At 64.4% G+C, this 16440-nt stretch carries 15 protein-coding genes and 1 pseudogene; 5 read left to right on the forward strand and 11 right to left on the reverse strand.

Features of this window, described 5'->3' with window-relative positions:
* Positions 1-20: 20 nt before the first annotated feature.
* The 6 genes from ACEWQ0_RS11135 to ACEWQ0_RS11160 all read right to left on the reverse strand — a co-directional run bounded on the left by ACEWQ0_RS11135 (position 21) and on the right by ACEWQ0_RS11160 (position 5302).
* Entirely contained in the window at positions 21-2324 is a 2304-nt protein-coding gene (locus ACEWQ0_RS11135) for a TIGR03032 family protein (RefSeq protein WP_476483624.1), read from the reverse strand.
* A gap of 135 nt (positions 2325-2459) precedes the next feature.
* Positions 2460-2822: a hypothetical protein gene (locus ACEWQ0_RS11140; protein WP_476483625.1), complete on the reverse strand. Its 363-nt coding sequence runs from the start codon at positions 2820-2822 to the stop codon at positions 2460-2462.
* Entirely contained in the window at positions 2819-3787 is a 969-nt protein-coding gene (locus tag ACEWQ0_RS11145) for a hypothetical protein (RefSeq protein WP_476483626.1), read from the reverse strand. The genes ACEWQ0_RS11140 and ACEWQ0_RS11145 overlap by 4 nt, the downstream gene beginning before the upstream one ends.
* The gene (locus tag ACEWQ0_RS11150; RefSeq protein WP_476483627.1) at positions 3784-4668 is read right to left on the reverse strand and encodes an ABC transporter ATP-binding protein; all 885 of its coding nucleotides are present in this window, start codon (positions 4666-4668) and stop codon (positions 3784-3786) included. The genes ACEWQ0_RS11145 and ACEWQ0_RS11150 overlap by 4 nt, the downstream gene beginning before the upstream one ends.
* Positions 4665-5036 (reverse strand): GntR family transcriptional regulator, encoded by a 372-nt coding sequence (locus tag ACEWQ0_RS11155; RefSeq protein WP_476483628.1) that lies wholly within the window; start codon positions 5034-5036, stop codon positions 4665-4667. Before ACEWQ0_RS11155 ends, ACEWQ0_RS11150 begins: the two co-directional genes overlap by 4 nt.
* Entirely contained in the window at positions 5036-5302 is a 267-nt protein-coding gene (locus ACEWQ0_RS11160; protein ID WP_476483629.1) for a hypothetical protein, read from the reverse strand. The genes ACEWQ0_RS11155 and ACEWQ0_RS11160 overlap by 1 nt, the downstream gene beginning before the upstream one ends.
* 197 nt (positions 5303-5499) lie before the next feature.
* Between ACEWQ0_RS11160 and ACEWQ0_RS11165 the strand changes: the two genes are divergently transcribed.
* Both ACEWQ0_RS11165 and ACEWQ0_RS11170 read left to right on the forward strand, forming a co-directional pair.
* The gene (locus ACEWQ0_RS11165) at positions 5500-6210 is read left to right on the forward strand and encodes an FKBP-type peptidyl-prolyl cis-trans isomerase (protein ID WP_476485370.1); all 711 of its coding nucleotides are present in this window, start codon (positions 5500-5502) and stop codon (positions 6208-6210) included.
* Positions 6211-6231: 21 nt separating this feature from the next.
* Positions 6232-6825, forward strand: coding sequence for a DUF2058 domain-containing protein (locus tag ACEWQ0_RS11170; protein WP_476483631.1), 594 nt, complete (start codon positions 6232-6234; stop codon positions 6823-6825).
* Between the two features lie 186 nt (positions 6826-7011).
* Here the strand turns inward: ACEWQ0_RS11170 and metH are convergent.
* The 3 genes and pseudogenes from metH to ACEWQ0_RS11185 all read right to left on the reverse strand — a co-directional run bounded on the left by metH (position 7012) and on the right by ACEWQ0_RS11185 (position 12455).
* Positions 7012-10721, reverse strand: a pseudogene (gene metH / locus ACEWQ0_RS11175) (methionine synthase).
* Complete coding sequence (locus ACEWQ0_RS11180; RefSeq protein WP_476485373.1) at positions 10718-11677, reverse strand: ArsR/SmtB family transcription factor; 960 nt, start codon at positions 11675-11677, stop codon at positions 10718-10720. Before ACEWQ0_RS11180 ends, metH begins: the two are co-directional and overlap by 4 nt.
* A 121-nt stretch (positions 11678-11798) precedes the next feature.
* A complete protein-coding gene (locus ACEWQ0_RS11185) occupies positions 11799-12455 on the reverse strand; it encodes a Fe2+-dependent dioxygenase (protein ID WP_476485371.1) in 657 nt (218 codons plus the stop codon).
* A gap of 113 nt (positions 12456-12568) precedes the next feature.
* Here ACEWQ0_RS11185 and ACEWQ0_RS11190 point away from each other — a divergent pair, with 113 nt between their 5' ends.
* The gene (locus ACEWQ0_RS11190; RefSeq protein WP_476483633.1) at positions 12569-13420 is read left to right on the forward strand and encodes a hypothetical protein; all 852 of its coding nucleotides are present in this window, start codon (positions 12569-12571) and stop codon (positions 13418-13420) included.
* 161 nt (positions 13421-13581) lie between these two features.
* On the opposite strand, the gene ACEWQ0_RS11195 is transcribed toward ACEWQ0_RS11190, so the two are convergent.
* Together ACEWQ0_RS11195 and gloB are read right to left on the reverse strand one after the other, a co-directional pair.
* Complete coding sequence (locus tag ACEWQ0_RS11195) at positions 13582-14451, reverse strand: cupin-like domain-containing protein (protein ID WP_476483634.1); 870 nt, start codon at positions 14449-14451, stop codon at positions 13582-13584.
* A 2-nt stretch (positions 14452-14453) separates the two neighbouring features.
* The gene (gloB, locus tag ACEWQ0_RS11200; protein WP_476485372.1) at positions 14454-15221 is read right to left on the reverse strand and encodes a hydroxyacylglutathione hydrolase; all 768 of its coding nucleotides are present in this window, start codon (positions 15219-15221) and stop codon (positions 14454-14456) included.
* A 49-nt stretch (positions 15222-15270) separates the two neighbouring features.
* Here gloB and ACEWQ0_RS11205 point away from each other — a divergent pair, with 49 nt between their 5' ends.
* Together ACEWQ0_RS11205 and rnhA are read left to right on the forward strand one after the other, a co-directional pair.
* Entirely contained in the window at positions 15271-15879 is a 609-nt protein-coding gene (locus tag ACEWQ0_RS11205; RefSeq protein ID WP_476483636.1) for a class I SAM-dependent methyltransferase, read from the forward strand.
* Positions 15876-16319, forward strand: coding sequence for a ribonuclease HI (rnhA, locus tag ACEWQ0_RS11210; RefSeq protein WP_476483637.1), 444 nt, complete (start codon positions 15876-15878; stop codon positions 16317-16319). Before ACEWQ0_RS11205 ends, rnhA begins: the two co-directional genes overlap by 4 nt.
* The last annotated feature ends 121 nt before the right edge of the window (positions 16320-16440 follow it).

Consider the following 16440-nt stretch of genomic DNA (forward strand, 5'->3'; position numbering starts at 1 on the left):
GCAGGTTGCATTCAGCCGCTTCAGGGCGCGGTGGGTTGTGCTTGCACAACTTCCTTGAGCGCTTCGTCCGGCAGGGCATAGCTCAGGGCCAGATGCTTGTCGTTGCCGCCGAGCACCTCGGGGAAGCGCATGCCGCCGAGAACCGAGACCGCGAAGACTTCCTGCACCGCATCCTCGAACTTCAGAAGGCCGACCGTCTGCCCCGAGCGGATATCGACGACCCACACGCCGCAGTTGCGTTCGCTGAGTCGCTCAGTGAGTGCAATGCCGGAAAACACGGCCGATTCGCGCACCTGTGACAGACCGACGAAGGCATAGGGTCCGAGAAAGTCGAGCCCGCGGGTGAAGCCCGGCAGCTCGGCCACGGTTTCGAGCTGGCCGTTGGCCGGGTCGACCGTAGCCAGGGTGCCGTTGCCTGACTCGAGTACCCAGAGCTTGTCCTGATACCAGCGCGGCGAGTGCGGCATCGACAGGCCGCGGCAGATGATCTCGTCGGATTCGATATCGATCAGCACGCCGCCGCCGGCCTTGTTTTCGCGCCATCCGCCGGCGATGTCGGAGGTGCCCAGGGCGGTGACATACTTCGGCCGGCCGTCGACAACCTCCAGGCCGTTGAGATGGCAGCGGTCCTCCGGGGCGTAGCCGGAGATGAATTTCGGCCGCCACCGCGGCACGAAGCTGTGCTCGTTGTCGAGCGTGCACAGGCAGGAAAAGCGGGTGTTGACCAGCCACAGCTCGTCGCCGGCCCAGGCCATCTCGTGGATGTCGATATTGCCGGTGATGTGGCCGTGCCGGGGCAGAAAGGCGGCATCGTGGCGTCCCTGCGGCTCGAGTTTGCGGGCCACCTCCGGCATGTTCCGGTAGTACTCCACCGACAACGCCGTGCCCAGCGCCATGCGTCCGCCGTCGTGGGCCAGGCCCATCGGGCGGTTGTAGACGCGAAAGTGGGTGTTGAGCTTGCCTTCGTTCTCGCGCACGATCACCAATTTGCCGGCCTGATAGGTGCTCACGAGCAATGAGCTTGCAGCCTGCTGCAGCAGTTTCGGCAGGCTGGCCGTGTGCACGCTGCGCAGGGGCGAGTGCTCCGGGTCGTTGACGTTGGCGCCGGCCGGGTGGTCGGCACCGGCGTGGGCCGTTCCGGGCGCGGGCGATTGAGCGGCTCGTGCCGGTGGCTGTGGCGTACGGCTGGGCGCGCCGATGGCGGGCTCCGGTTGCGGGTGCGCAGCGCCGGGGACGTCTTGCGCGCCTGCCAGCGGATCGTTTTCAGGCTGCTGCAGGTCGGCTGGCGGTGCCGGGGGCAGTGGTGCTGTCGCCTCGTCTGGTTTCCCGGCCTTCATTCCGGGCGGAACGACAACGACCGGCTTGCCCTCGGCGTCACGCAGTGCCCCGACCACCACCGTCTGATACAGCGCCTGGGCCACGTCCAGGCCGTTGGGCAGGCGCCAGTTACCGGCGAACATGCCTGCTTGAGCAACGAGCTGCTCCATCGCCTGTCGGTAAGCCGGATCGCCGGCGTCGTCGTCGCCGTGGCGCGCGTGGATGCCCTGCCACTGGTTCAGGTACTGCTCCAGGGCCGCCTCCAGCTTGGGCAGATGGGCTGCATTCGGCGGAACAAGCGGTCTGAGCTCGGCCATGATGTCTTCGATCAGGCTTTCCATTTCCCACGGCGACATCACGCGGTTGACGCGCACGGTCTCGGTATCGAGCGCCACGGTCGTGGATTTGAGGTTGATCTGACGCGGACTCATGCCTGCTTCCCGGGCGGCATCCAGCGGGCGATCGGCAGACTTCATCGTTGACCGGAAGGTACCCGAGCCGACGGTATCGACCGCCAGATAGATCAGCCCGGCATCTTCAGCGGCGGTGTAGTCGTAGCCTCGCCAGCCATCCATCAACCAGGCCTGGCCGTTCGGGATGGTCGCCGAACTGTTGCCGCAGCGCCATTCGGCGCCGTCGCCTCCGGAAATGACCATGAACACGCGACAGCGGCGGTGCCAGTAGGCGCCGGCATCAACCGTTCGCTCGGCCGATTGCGATGGCTCCACCCGAACCAGGAGCGCACGCCCCACGATGGTGTCCAGCGCCCCGAGCATGGTCTTCAGTGACGGCAGCTTTTCGAGCCAGGCGGTGGACTGCATGCTGCCCTCCAGGCGACCGGCGTCGTCGCCGCCGTCGGCGGTGACGAGCGGAAGCACGTGATGACCGGCAAGCCCGCGCGGATGGGCCTGCCAGGCGTCGGTAGGCGCCACGGCGTCGATCTCCGCGCGGACGGTTGCCGCATCGAAGCGATAGGGCAGGCGAATGAAAGGAGAGTCGAGTTGCATGAGCAGTATCCCGCGGTCCGGTCAGTTGGGCGTGTTCCTCAGAACTGTTGATAACGCAGATCGTCGGCCAATCGTGCCACGGAATGCAACGCGGTGACTGCGCCGCTCGGGCCAGCCAACGGCCGATGATTGCGCTCAGCGTTGTTCGGACCGCGATCGTTGTCCACGCTGCCAGAGCATCCAGACCGCCAGCGCGAAAAGCGAGAGGAACAGAGGCCCGCCCGGCGCCGGGCCGGCGCGGGTTTCAGCAACCATCACCACAACACAGCCCAGGCCGCTGAGGACGGACACGATCAGCGGGTGCCCGTTGAGGCTCCCCCGCCGCCGGCGGAAGGCGAGCAGAAAAACCAGGGGTGCCGCGGCTGCCAGGGCGGCGCCGGCCGTGGCAGTCCAGCTGCCGTCCGACCAGGCGGGCACGAATGCGCCGGCCAGCAGCGCGGCCAGGATCGGCGTGGCGATCGACGTCGGAATGGCCACCACGACAGCCCAGCGGTTCAACTGTCGGTCGCACGGCGGCGGAACCAGACGGCCCCGGCCAGCAGCGCCAGCGCAATGCCGATGCCGATCCACATGTCCGGGCGCAGCAGGTAATCCAGGCTGTTGGAAAAGCTCATGAACAAGTCTTCGCTGAACTCGACATCCGCCAGGTCAGCAGTGTCGCCGCCGGACTCCACGCGCCAGCTGATGTTGGTTGGCAGAATGCCACTGCCCAGGCGCTTGAGGAGGATCAGGCCGACATTGATCCCGGGCAGGCTGAAGCTCGACAGCAGGCTCCAGGCGTGTTGCAGCAGTGCGAGCACGGCGGGTACGGCCACGGCCACGAGAATCGGCACCCGCGGAGCCCAGGACGAGCAGAATGCCAGCCAGGCGTAAATCGGCAGAAGCCACAACCCCTGAATCAGAAGGCCAAGCGCCATCACGAGCCACAGCTTCGGCAGGCTGGCCGGCAGCCAGAAAGTGGTCAACGGGTTGATGCCGGCCATCAGGCCGAAGCCGGTGGCAATCAGCAGCACGATGAGCTGGGTGATGATGACCACGATCAGGTAGATCGCCGGCGCGAGCAGGCAGGCGGTCAGCACTTTCGAGGCCACCGTCATCGTGTCGGAGACGGGCAGCGATTTCCAGAACAGGATCGAGCGATCCTTGCGCTCATCGTAGAGGCAGCTGGAAAGGTAGAACAGCAGCACCAGCAGCAGCACCTGGAAGAACAGCGCCGAGACCGTGAACAGGGCGCCGGTGACAAACAGCTGCCGCTGCTCGGCCGGCACGCCGGCAAACTGCCGGATGGCGTCCAGCGTGAAAGCCATTTCGTTGTCGAAACGCGAACCGAGGATGAGCCCGAAGACAATGAAGAACAGGGTCAGGCCCAGGATCGAGATCGGCGCCCATTTGAACGCGCCCGGGCTTTCCCAGAGCTCGCGCCGCATCAGCGCCCACAGGGTGGAAATTTGCCGTGTGCTCATGCTGCTTCTCCCGCGCTGTGGCCGTGGTTGTACTCCTCGCCCATCAGAGCCACGAACAGGTCGGCAATGCTGGGGCGGTGCAGTTCTCCGATCGCACTCAGACGCTCGGGATCGGCGCCGTCAAAGAGAAAGATGTGTCGCCCGAACAGCACGCGCTCGTGAATCGGGCTCATGGCGCGAGCTGCCTCGACATGCTCCGGCTTGGCCATGACTTCGCAATAGCGTTCGTGCACCGCGTCCATGGTGGCGTTGACCACCAGCTTGCCGTCCTTGATGAACAACAGGTCGGTCAGGATGTGTTCGACCTCCTCGACCTGGTGCGTCGTGATCAGAATGGTTCGCTGCTCGTTGAAGTACTCGTTGAGCAGGTTGGAATAGAAGCGCTTGCGGAACAGGATATCCAGGCCCAGGGTGGGCTCGTCGAGTACCAGCAGCTTGGCGTCGATGGCCATGACCAGCGCCAGGTGCAGCTGTACCACCATGCCTTTTGACAAGGCCTTGACCTTGCTGTCGAGCCTGACCCGGGTGTTGTTGAGATAGTGCATGCAACGCTCGCGGGAGAACCGCGGATGCAGGCGCTCGCTCATTTCGATGACCTGCCACACGCGCGCCCAGCGTGGCAGCACGGCCACGTCGGCGATAAAGCAGACCTCTTCCATCAAGCGGGCACGGTCCTTGTCGGGTCGGCGGCCCAGAACCTGCAGGTCGCCCTCGAAGCGCGTCAGTCCGAGGATGGCTTTCAATGCCGTGGTCTTGCCGGCGCCGTTGGGCCCGATCAGGCCAACGATCCGGCCGGCGGGAATGGCCAGGTCAATACCGTCAACCGCCCGGTTGCTGCCGTAGTGGCGTTTGAGATTGCGCGCGTGAATGCTAAGGGTCATGAGTCGCTCTCCTTGGTTTGGCGGGCGGCCAGCAGATCTTCAATCGACAGCCCCAGGGTTTCGATGCGACGGGCCAGGCGCGGCCACTCTTCGTTGAGAAAGCGGTTGCGCTCGCTCTCGAGCAGTTGGCTGCGCGCGCCCTCGCGCACGAACAGGCCCACCCCGCGACGCTTGTCGACCAGCTCGTCGTCGACCAGCGATTGATAGGCTTTCGAAACCGTCAGCGGGTTGATCTGGAAGTCCACTGCCACCTGGCGTACCGACGGCAGCGGTTCGCCCTCAGGCAGGGTGCCGTCGATGATGGCGGCCACGGTTTTTTCCCGCAGCTGCCAGTAGATGGGCTGGTTGTCGTCCCAGCTGGGGGCCATCACCAGCGCATCAAACCGGAGAACCAGGGCAGCAGGCGCAGCCGCCCGCTGCGCCTTGTGCTGCTGCCGGCCTCGTGCTGGCGAATTGCCTCCGCGCTGCTGTCGATGGTTTCGATTCGTTCCATGTGGCTGCCGTGCTCGGCCTGCAGTTGCCCATCGGGATCGGAGCGGTCGGCAGTAAAGGACAGGATCAGGCATACTGCCGCGGCGGTCAGCGCCAGGCGGTGGGGTATGACGAGTCGGTGGCGTTTTGCAATCGGCAACATGGTCAGCTCCTTATGGCCGTCGTGTTGGTGTATTAGTCTAGTAAAACACCATTACGGAGTCAAGGCCTTTTAATCGGGGCAAGCGGCACCGAGCCCGCCTGACCGATCTGATAGACTTCGCGACGGAACTGGTCCGCCTCGCGCGGGTCACAAGCTCATTCAGGATTTCCATTCCCCTATCCAAGGAGTTCCAACCCATGAAAATCGCCCGAATTCTGGCCGGCTCCGTGCTGGCCGCGAGTATTTCGACCGCGGCTGTGGCCGAAGACGGCTCACTCGAGACGCCTGAAGAACGCCTCAGCTACACCATTGGCATGGATATCGGCGGATCCCTGGCCGAACAGGACATGGATCTTGATCTGGACCTGCTCGTTGAAGCCCTGCGGGCCAGCTACAGCGGTGAAGAAACCCGCATGACCAGCGAAGAAGCCCTGGCCGAGCGCGAGGCGTTCATGCAGCGCCGTCAGCAGCAGATGGAAGCGCAGCGCGAGGAAGAGGCTGCCAGCAACCGTGAAGAAGGCGAGGCCTTTCTCGCGGAAAATGCCCAGCGCGATGAGGTCATGGTGACCGACTCGGGTCTGCAGTACCGCGTGATCGAAGAAGGCGAGGGTACCAGCCCGGCAGCCGAGGATCGCGTGACCGTCCACTACACCGGAACACTGATCGACGGCACCAAGTTCGACAGCTCCCGCGATCGGGGCGAGCCTGCCACCTTTGCTCTCAATCAGGTGATTCCCGGCTGGACCGAAGGGCTTCAGCTGATGTCCGAGGGTGCCACCTACGAATTCTTCATCCCCTCGGATCTGGCCTATGGCGATCAGGGGCGACCCGGCCCGATCGGCCCCAACTCCACCCTGATCTTCGAAGTCGAGCTGCTGGAAGTGGCCGACAGCGAGTCCGGAAACTGACCGGCAGCCTCGAGAATCGCCATGGGGACATTGCAGGACGCCCTGCTCAAGGCAGGGCTGGCTGACGAAAAACAGGTCGAGAAGAGCCGCCGGCGCCGGGGCAAGCCCGGTGCCGCCGAGGCCGGGGCGGGCAAGACCCGCGGCCGCGGCGGTTCCGGCAGGAAAAAGAAAAAGCGTACCGCGGGCAGGAAAGATGCCGGGCGCTCTGACCTGGCGCGGGCCTACGACGCCCGTCGCAAGGCCGAGGCACAGGAAAAAGAGGCCGCCAGGCAGCGTCGCGTTGCCGAGCAGGAAGCGCGCCGTCGCCGCAACCTCCAGCTGGATTCCATCATCAAGGGCAACACCCTCAATCGCAAGGATGCGGAGGTGCCGCGTTATTTCGAGCACATCGGCCGCATCCGGCGCGTGCTGTGCACGCCCGAGCAGCGCGAGCAGCTCAACCGCGGCGACATCGGGGTGGTCAACCTGCGCGGATCCTATCTGCTGGTCGCGCTCGATACCCTAGAAAAGTACCGCGAGGTTGCCCCGGATCTGGTGCCCGACCTGGAAGGCCGCGACGAGCCCGAGGATGACGGCAGCCACTATCCGCCCGTGCCGGATGATCTGATCTGGTAGTGTCCGGCACCCGGTGGATGCCGGTATCGCGAAGGGCAGCACGCAGCGCGACCAGCATACGGAGAAGGCAGGAAGGATCGGGCCGCTGATGCGGCCCGATCAAGTCTGCGGCGCTACGCCTCTGGTGGCGCTGCGCGAAACCTGCGCGCGGCCGGTACCATTGGCGCCCGGCCCGGCCCGGCGTGATCAGTAATCCAGGTTTGGTCGCAGGTACTTCTCCGCCTCGGCCACGCTGAGGTCGTTGCGCCGGGCGTAGTCTTCCACCTGATCCTTGCCGAGATTGCCCACCACGAAGTATTTGCTTTCGGGGTGCCCGAAGTAATAGCCGCTGACGGCGGCCATCGGTTTCATGGCAAAGCCGTCGGTCAGCTCCATGCCGATCTTGTTGGTCACATCCAGCATCTCGAACAGCTTCTGTTTTTCGCTGTGGTCGGGGCAGGCCGGGTAACCGGGAGCTGGTCGGATGCCGCGGTATTTCTCGCGGATCAGCTCCTCGTTGTCCAGCGCCTCGTCGGCGGCGTAACCCCAGATTTCGCGGCGCACCTTGACGTGCAGCGCCTCGGCCAGCGCTTCGGCGAGGCGATCTGCCATTGACTGCAGAAGAATCCGACTGTAGTCGTCGGTTTCCGGGAACTGCTCGAGGGCTTCCTCCAGGCCGATGCCCGTGGTGACTGCAAACAGGCCGACCCAGTCCTCGATACCGCTGTCGGCGTCGGCCACGAAGTCCGACAGACACAGGTTGGCCGAAGGTTTGTCGGCCTGCTGGCGCAGCATGACCATGCGCTCGGCGATCTCGCTGCGTGACTCGTCGGTATAGAACAGCACGTCGTCACCATCACGCGCGGCCGGCCACAGTTGGCAAATGGCGCGCGCCGTGAGCCAGTTGTTGTCGATGATGCGCTGAAGCATGTCCTTGCCGTCGCGAAACAGGCTGCGCGCGGCCTCGCCGGCATCCTCGTCCTCGAGGATATCGGGGTAGCGGCCCTTGATTTCCCAGGTCTGGAAGAAGGGGGTCCAGTCGATGTATTCGACCAGGTCGGCAATGGGCCAGTCCTCGTAAACATGCACGCCCGGCTGTTTCGGCTTTTCGGGTCGATGTTCACTCCAGTCCGGGCGGAAGGCGTTCTCGCGCGCCGCCTCGATGGAGATCAGCGGCTTGCGCCGGCGCTTCTTGGCGCTGCGCTCGCGGTATTCCTCGTAGTCGGCCAGAATCTCGGCGGCGTAGCCGTCGCGGTGTTGATTGCTGGCAAGCTTGCGCACGACATCCACCGAGCGTGACGCGTCCTTGACCCAGCACACCGGGCCCGGATAGGCCGGATCGATCTTGAGCGCGGTGTGTGCGCGTGAGGTCGTGGCGCCACCGATCAGCAGCGGCATCTCGAACTTCGCTTCATTCATGGCTTCGGCAACGCCGACCATTTCGTCGAGCGAGGGCGTGATCAGGCCGGAGACACCGATCATGTCGACCTCCTCCTTGCGCGCCTCCTCGAGAATCTTTTCGGCCGGTACCATCACGCCCAGGTCATGCACGTCGAAGCCGTTGCAGCCGAGCACCACGCCGACGATGTTCTTGCCGATGTCGTGCACGTCGCCCTTGACGGTGGCGAGCAGCACCTTGCCCTTCTTCTCGCGGCTGGTCTTCTCTGCCTCGAGATACGGCACCAGATAAGCCACCGCCTTTTTCATCACGCGCGCGGACTTGACCACCTGCGGCAGAAACATCTTGCCGGCGCCAAACAGGTCGCCGACGTAGTTCATGCCGTCCATCAGTGGTCCTTCGATGACCTCCAGCGCCTTGTCGAACTGCTGGCGCGCTTCTTCGGTGTCCTCGACGACATATTTGTCGATTCCCTTGACCAGGCTGTAGCTCAGGCGCTCGGCCACCGGCTTGTCGCGCCAGGCTTCGTCCTGCTCTTCCTTCTTGCCTTCGCCCTTGTACTCTTCTGCTGCGTCGAGCAGGCGCTCGGTGGCGTCGGAGCGACGGTTGAGAACGACGTCTTCGACCAGCTCGCGCAGCTCCGGGTCGATGTCGTCATACACGGCCAGCTGACCGGCATTGACAATCCCCATGTCCATGCCCGCCCGGGTGGCGTGGTAGAGAAATACCGAGTGCATCGCCTCTCTGACCGGGTTGTTGCCGCGGAAGGAGAACGACATGTTCGATACGCCGCCGGAAATGTGGCAGTCGGGGAATCGTTTCTTGAGCTCTTTGGCCGCCTCGATGAACTCGACCGAATAGTTGTCATGTTCGGGAATACCGGTGGCTACCGGAAACACGTTGGGGTCGAAGATGATGTCTTCCGGTGGAAAGCCGGCTTCCTCGACCAGCAGGCGGTGGGCGCGGGACAGATAGGCGACCATGTCTTCGGCGTTATCGGCCTGGCCTTCTTCGTTGAAGGCCATGACGACGACCGCTGCGCCGTAGCGGCGAATCTTGCGCGCTTCTTCCAGGAAAGCTTCTTCGCCCTCACTGAGGCTGATCGAGTTGACGATGCCCTTGCCCTGCAGGCAGCGCAGGCCGGCTTCGATCACGCTCCATTTGGAGGAGTCGATCATCACCGGCACGCGGGAGATATCCGGCTCGCCGGCAATCATGTTGAGGAAGTGGGTCATCGCCTCCTCGGAATCGAGCAGGCCCTCATCCATGTTGACGTCAATGATCTGAGCGCCGTTTTCGACCTGCTGCAGGGCCACTTCGACCGCCTCTTCGTAGCGGTCTTCGGCAATCAGGCGCTTGAAGCGCGCCGAGCCGGTGACGTTGGTGCGCTCGCCGATGTTGATGAAGTTCAGTTCAGGTGTGATGACCAGCGGTTCGAGACCGCTCAGTCGCGTGTAACGCTTGTTGGATTCAGTGTTGCTCATGCCGCCTTCTTGGTCTGAATGGAACGGGGAGAGTGGCCTTCGATCGCCTGGCGAATTGCGGCCAGGTGCTCGGGCGTGGTGCCGCAGCAGCCGCCGATGATGTTGACCAGCCCTTCGCTGGCGAACGCTTCGATGGTTTCGGCCATCACCTCCGGTGATTGATCGTATTCGCCGAATTCGTTGGGCAGCCCGGCGTTGGGGTGAGCCGAGACCAGATGGTCGGCCACGCGCGCGAGCGACCGCATGTGCGGTTTGAGCTGCTCGGCCCCGAGCGCGCAATTGAAGCCCACCGAGAACGGCTCACCGTGCTCGATGGAGTAGTAGAAGGCTTCGGGTGTCTGCCCCGACAGGGTGCGGCCCGAAGCGTCGGTGATGGTGCCGGAGATCATCAGCGGCCAGCGCTCACCGCGGTGCTCGAACTCTTCGTAGACGCCGTAGATGGCCGCCTTGGCGTTGAGGGTGTCGAAGATGGTCTCGATCAGCAGCAGATCGGCGCCGCCGTCGAGCAGACCACGGGCTGATTCGCGGTAGGCTTCGGCCAGGGTGGCAAAATCGACGTTGCGAAAACCCGGGTCGCTGACGTCCGGCGAAATCGAGGCAGTGCGCGTCGTGGGCCCGATGACGCCGACGACAAAGCGCGGCTGGCCGGTCTTTTCGGCCGATGCGTCGCAGGCAGCGCGAGCCAGCTTTGCGGCTTCACGGTTGATCTCCTCGGAGAAGTCCGTCAGCGCATAGTCAGCCTGGCTGATGCGGTTGGCGTTGAACGTGTTGGTGCTGATCAGGTCACAGCCAACCTCGAGAAAGTCCTGGTGGATCCGGCTGATGAGATCGGGCCGGGTCAGAACCAGCAGGTCATTGTTGCCCTTGAGGTCGTCGGCGTGGTCGGCAAAGCGCTCGCCGCGAAATGCCGCCTCGTCGAGTTTTTCGTTCTGGATCATGGTGCCCATCGCGCCGTCCAGAAGCAGAATGCGCTCTGCGACCGTGTCGTTGAGCGTGCTGACGCGATCGGGATCGTGCCATTTGAGTTGAGTCATGGTTTCTCCGCCAGAAAAGTGATGATTTCAAAGTTCGGGGTTTTGCGTTCGATCGAGGTGACCTCGCAAAACGTGCAGCGCAATCCCGCCGCGTCGAGCAGGCCGGACAGCTCGCTGGTGGTAAAGCCGTTGTTGACATGCCCAAAGCTCTTGACGTGGGCGCTGTGGCGATGCTTGTTCAGCGTTGCCCCGACCAGGCGTCCGCCAGGCTGCATGGTGCGCGCGGCTTCCGCCAGCGCCGCGCCCGGCTGCTCGCTGTAGGTCAGGGCATGCATGAGCAAGGCCGTGTCGAAGGTTCTGTCATCGAACGGCAGGTTGTGCATGTCGCCGAGATGGATGTTTACATTGGGAAAAGGCTTGACCCGTTCGCGCCCGGCCACGACGACCTTTTCGGAAACATCGATGCAGTCGATCGTCTTGGCATGCCCGGCCAGCAGCTCGCCCAGCACGCCGTCGCCGGAAGCGATATCGAGCACCCGGCCGAGCGACAGCAGCTGAACCAGGGCATGGGTCGTGGCTTCCCAGGTGCGCCCCGGTGAATAGTGTCGTTCCATGTCGCCGGCGGCCCAGTCGGGCCAGCTGCGCCCGGTCGCGCGCTCGGCCATGACCGCCGGTACTCGCTCGGCATCGGCCGCTACCACGGCGTCATCGAGCTGGTCGCGAAACAGGGCCCAGAGGCGATGCAGCTCCGGGTTGTCATCAGTATTGCTCAGGCGGTAGTAGACCGAGACGCCGTCGCGCCGATCAACCACCAGGCCCGCCTCGCGCAGGCGCGCCAGGTGCGTTGACACGCGCGGCTGGGCCAGGCGCGCGGTCTGCGCCAGCTCGGCAACCGTCAGTTCCTGAGTCTCGAGTAGCGCCAGCAGCCGCAGCCGGGTAGCGTCTCCCAGCAGGCTACAGTGCCTTCCGACACGGTCCAGATCGATGACTATATCCTTGTATCGCGATTGAAAGATATATCTAGGCTATCCGGATACTGCGCTGGATTCAAGCCGATTCGAGTCCGGGGCGGACTGCATGGGCCGGGCAGAACACCCTGTACACCCCCGCCGGTTCAGCCGTGCGAACCCGGGAAGGTCAGCCCAGCCACCGCCGCAGCAGGTTGTTGAAGCATTTGCTGAGGCGATCGTACTGATCGGTTTTGCCGCGCTGGTCGTACTCAGCGCTCATCGCGCGCTCGAGATCGAACAGGATTTCCCGCTCCGCGGCCGAGCGTACGCGGCTTTCGATCCAGCCGACGACGGCCAGGCGCTCGCCGCGAGTGACTTCGCTGACGCGGTGCAGGGTGCTGGCGGGATACAGCAGCAGGCTGCCGGCGGGCGGCTTCCAGGCGCGTTCGCCGCTGCTGTCTTCCATGATCAGCTCGCCGCCTTCGTAGCTGCCCGGCTCGTTCAGAAACAGGGTGAAACTCAGGTCAGAGCGCCCGCCCTGCATCAAGGCGTTGTCGACGTGGCTGCCGTAGGCCATGCCGGGCTCATAGCGGCTGAGCAGCAGCTTGACGAAGGTTTTCGGTCGGGCCGCCGACTGGATGAGCGGGTGGGCGCGCAGCCGGCGCTCGATGAATGCCAGCAGGCCGCGAACGGCGGTCGAATCCTCGGCCTGCAGGTTGTGTTTGACGGTCCGGGCCACGCGTCCGGCGGTAGTGGCGCCGGAAACGAACCTGGCTCGGGCGACGGTTTCGAGCGCCGCCTCGCGGTCGGTTGCGGTGAGGGCGTCGGCGATCTGAAGGATCATGTTCTCTCGGGTGGTCGGGGGAAGGCGATGATTCTGAAATAATTGGTATTGAAAATCAATCGCATCTGTGCGAGTCTCCGAGGTCTTTCCCGAACCAGCCCGGAGCAAGTCCAATGAACGAGCGCAGAAAACTCTGGATCGGCATGAGCGTCGCTCTGTTCGGTACCTCGGCCATGGCCACCGATCAGGCGCCGGTGCCTGACCCTGACATGACCCCCGGCATGGTGGCTCAAGCCAGCGCGCAGGGTGCCGGCGAAGGCGAGGGCGGTCAACTCTACGCCGGAGAAGGCGAGGGTGAAGGCGAAGGCGAGGGCGCCGCGCCCGTCGATATCAAGACCGACGACCCCGCCTACCTGACGCGGCTGGGTCTGATCCGCGGCCACCTGGCCGCCGGCTTCGCGCTGTACTCGCAGGGCCGGGCCGACATGGCCCGCACGCACATGAAGCATCCGCGCGACGAACTCTATGCCGGGCTCGTGCCCGCCATCGAGGCGCGCGGCGGCCAGCCATTCGACCAACAGTTGACCGCCCTGGCCACGGCCGTAGAGAACGATGCCGACGAGGCCGAGGTGGAAAGCGCCTACCAGGCCCTGGTCAAGGCCATCGGCCAGGCCGAAGGCGCCGCCGACACGACGCTGGCCGAAGCGCTCTACAGCGTCATGAGCCTGCTGCGCACCGCCGGCGAGGAATACGCCATGGGCGTCGAGGACGGTCGCCTGGTCAACGTTCACGAATACCAGGACGCCTGGGGATTCACGCAGGTTGCGAAGGCGCGCCTGGATGAGCTGCCGGACGATCAGCGCCGCCACGATCCCGAAGTAATCGAGCGAGTCGAGGCCATCATCGCCGATCTTGCCGACCTGTGGCCAAAGCTGGCCCCGGGCGAGACCGTCGATGGTGAGGCCAGCCGGCTCTACGGCGCAGCTGCTCGCGTGGAGCTTGCAGCGCTGGGGCTGAATCAGTAAAGCCAGAACCTTGTAACCACGGGAAACACGGAAATACACGGAAAAAGGATCTCGAAGATCCTTCGAAAGAATTTTCTCTCCGTGTCTTCCGTGGTTTCCCGGTCTTGAAGCCAAGAGCCAGATAGCCAAAGCCATCGGCCCCCGCTATCCGGCTGCGCCGGTTACGCGATTAGCCCCAGTCTCCGGTGCGTTCGCTCCACGGCACGGCGTTCGTTGCGGTCGTTCCAGGCCTGGCCGACCGTCTTGCGCATCAGTCCGTCGATGCTGCGCAGCACCAGCAGGTTGTAGAGCATGCGCGCGAGGTTGCCGGGTGTTCGCGGAAAGGCTCGCAGCGACATCGAAAAGCCGATATCGCGGTATTCCACAAAGTGCCACCAGCCCGGCGGAATGTAGAGCGCGTCACCGTGTTCGAGCTCGGCGACCTGACCCGCGACCTGTTGCAGCGCCGGATATCTGTCGTAGTCGGGCCGGTCGACGCGGGCGTCGAACAGGGCGCTGAAGGAAAACGGCACGCGATAGAGGCAGGGTGTCTGTTCGGGCGAGAACAGCAACACCCGCTTGGGGCCGCCGAAGTGGCACAGCAGGATATCGGCCATATCGATATCGAAGTGGAGCTGTACCCGCGCTCCCTTCCCGCCCATGAACAGCACCGGCAGCTTTTTGAAGAACCTCAGCCCCAGCTGCGGATACTCGAAGTCTTCGGTCAGGTCGGGAATGGTGTTGAAGAAGTTGAAGAAGAACAGCCGCAGGTCGTTCTCTCCGCTTTCCAGCAGCTCCACGTATTCGGCCAGCGGCATCCGCGCAGCCGGCGCGTGCTGGTGTTTGTGGCCGCGCGATGGTCGGCTGTCGTAGAGCGGCACCACCACCTTGCCGGCGCGTTCTTTCATGTGCGCGGCGGTCCACTTGCGGCGCGCCGGCCAGGATTCGGTCAGCCGTTTGACGATCAGCGGCCGCGCCGGTTTCTTGTATCCGCGCTGGAAGGTGGTGGCATCGACATGATCGACCTGCGGCACGGGTGTCAGGTCGACCATGATCAGAAGTTGTCCTTCCAGCGCCGCAGGGCGGCAAAGACCGCGACTGGGTCACTGCTGCAGCCGGGCTGATGTCGCTGAACCGTCTTGACCACGGTCGGTTCGCGCGTGCGCAGAAACGGATTGAAGCGACGCTCTGCGCCGATTCTCGAGGGCAGCGTGATGTCGCCGCTCTCGCGCAGCGCGGCCACTTCGCGGGCGCGTGCCTGCAAATCTTCATTGTCGGGTTCGACGGCCAGCGCAAAGCGGCAGTTGGCCAGGGTGTATTCGTGGGCGCAAAGAACGCGCGTGTCGGCTGGCAGCGCTGCCAGTTTGTCGAGCGAGGCCAGCATCTGCTCGGGCGTGCCCTCGAACAGCCGGCCGCAGCCGGCCGAGAACAAAGCGTCGCCGCACAACACCATGCGATGGCCGAAATAGGCCAGGTGGATACTGGTGTGCCCGGGCACGCTCAGCACCTCGAACTGCGCCCCGGGCGCGTCGAGGTCAACGCGGTCGCCCTCCGCGAGCGGGTGATCGACCTGGGGAATACGCTGGTCTTCCGGACCGTAGACCGGCACCGCGTGTTCGCCGAGAATGCCGTCAATGCCGTCGGTGTGGTCCCAGTGGTGGTGGGTGATCAGCAGCGCAGTCAAGTCCAGGTTCTTGTCGCCCAGCCAGCGCAGCGGCCCCGCGGCTTCGCCGGGGTCGACGAGAAGGGCGTGGCGGCCATCATGCAGGGCCCAGATGTAGTTGCTTTCCAGGGCAGGTATGGCTTCGATCGACAGCGGCATCTTCGGCTCCGTCTGGTATCCTTGAACAGTGTCCAAGAAGCATTCTAACGTGGGCGCCATGCCGGCCGGGTTCGCCGCCCTGCAAGCCCTGGAGACCCGCCTGGTCGAAGCCGGTTTCGCGCAGCCGCGCCCGAACTGGATTCTGGAGGTCGCACCGACGGCGAGCGCCTCACCGCGCACCGGCCTGCGTCGTCGTCGCGTGCTGGTGGACGCGCATACCTGTTGCTGGCCGTTTCGTGCCCGGCTGGACTGCTGGCCGCTGGAAGACGACAGTGTGCCGGCGGTGCTGCTGCGCCACGTCTGGCAGCCGGCCATCTGCGGCGATCTGCTGGAAGAGGCCGCGAGAGTACTCAGGCCCGGCGGCGCGCTGGTTTCGGTTTCCGCCAACCCCTGGCACCGCCTGGCCTGGCGGGAGCTGGGGCGAACGGCGCTCAAGCTGCCGAGCTGGCCGCAGTTTCAGTGGATGCACGTCCGTTGCGATCTGCAGCTATCGATTTCGGCAAGCCTCCAGCTGCGCGGCCTGGTGCCGGGCCTGGTGCCGGTGCTGGTGGTGGTGGCGCGCAAACCCGCCGAGCCGGCCCACATCGAGCCGCTGCGTTTCAGCCGTGCGCAGATGAGCGGCGGTTCGGCCGTGCCCAGCCAGTGTCGCGCCGCATGAGCCGACCCGTGCATATCTGGACCGATGGCGCCTGCCTGGGCAACCCCGGCCCCGGCGGCTGGGGTGCGCTGCTGCGTTGGAATGGCCACGAACGTGAACTGTCCGGCGGCGAGCCGGCCACCACCAACAATCGCATGGAGCTGATGGCGGCCATCCAGGCGCTGGAGTCGCTCAAGCGACCGTGCACGGTCGTGTTGACCACCGATTCCCAGTACGTGCGCAAGGGAATAACCGAGTGGATGACCAACTGGAAGAAGAACGGCTGGAAGACGGCAGCCAGAAAGCCGGTGAAAAATGCCGAGCTGTGGCAGCGACTGGACAGCGCGCGCCAGCGCCATGAAGTTCAGTGGGACTGGGTCAAGGGCCACAGCGGGCACCCGGAGAACGAACGCGCCGACGAGCTGGCCAGCCGGGCCGCCAAGGCGGAGTGTGAAGTGTGAAGTGTGAAGTGTGAAGTGTGAAGTGTGAAGTGTGAAGTGTGAAGTGTGAAGTGTGAAGTGTGAAGTGTGAAGTGTGAAGTGTGAAGTGTGAAGTGTGAAGTGTGAAGTGTGAAGTGTGAAG

This window comes from Wenzhouxiangella sp. YN9 (genome assembly GCF_056324165.1).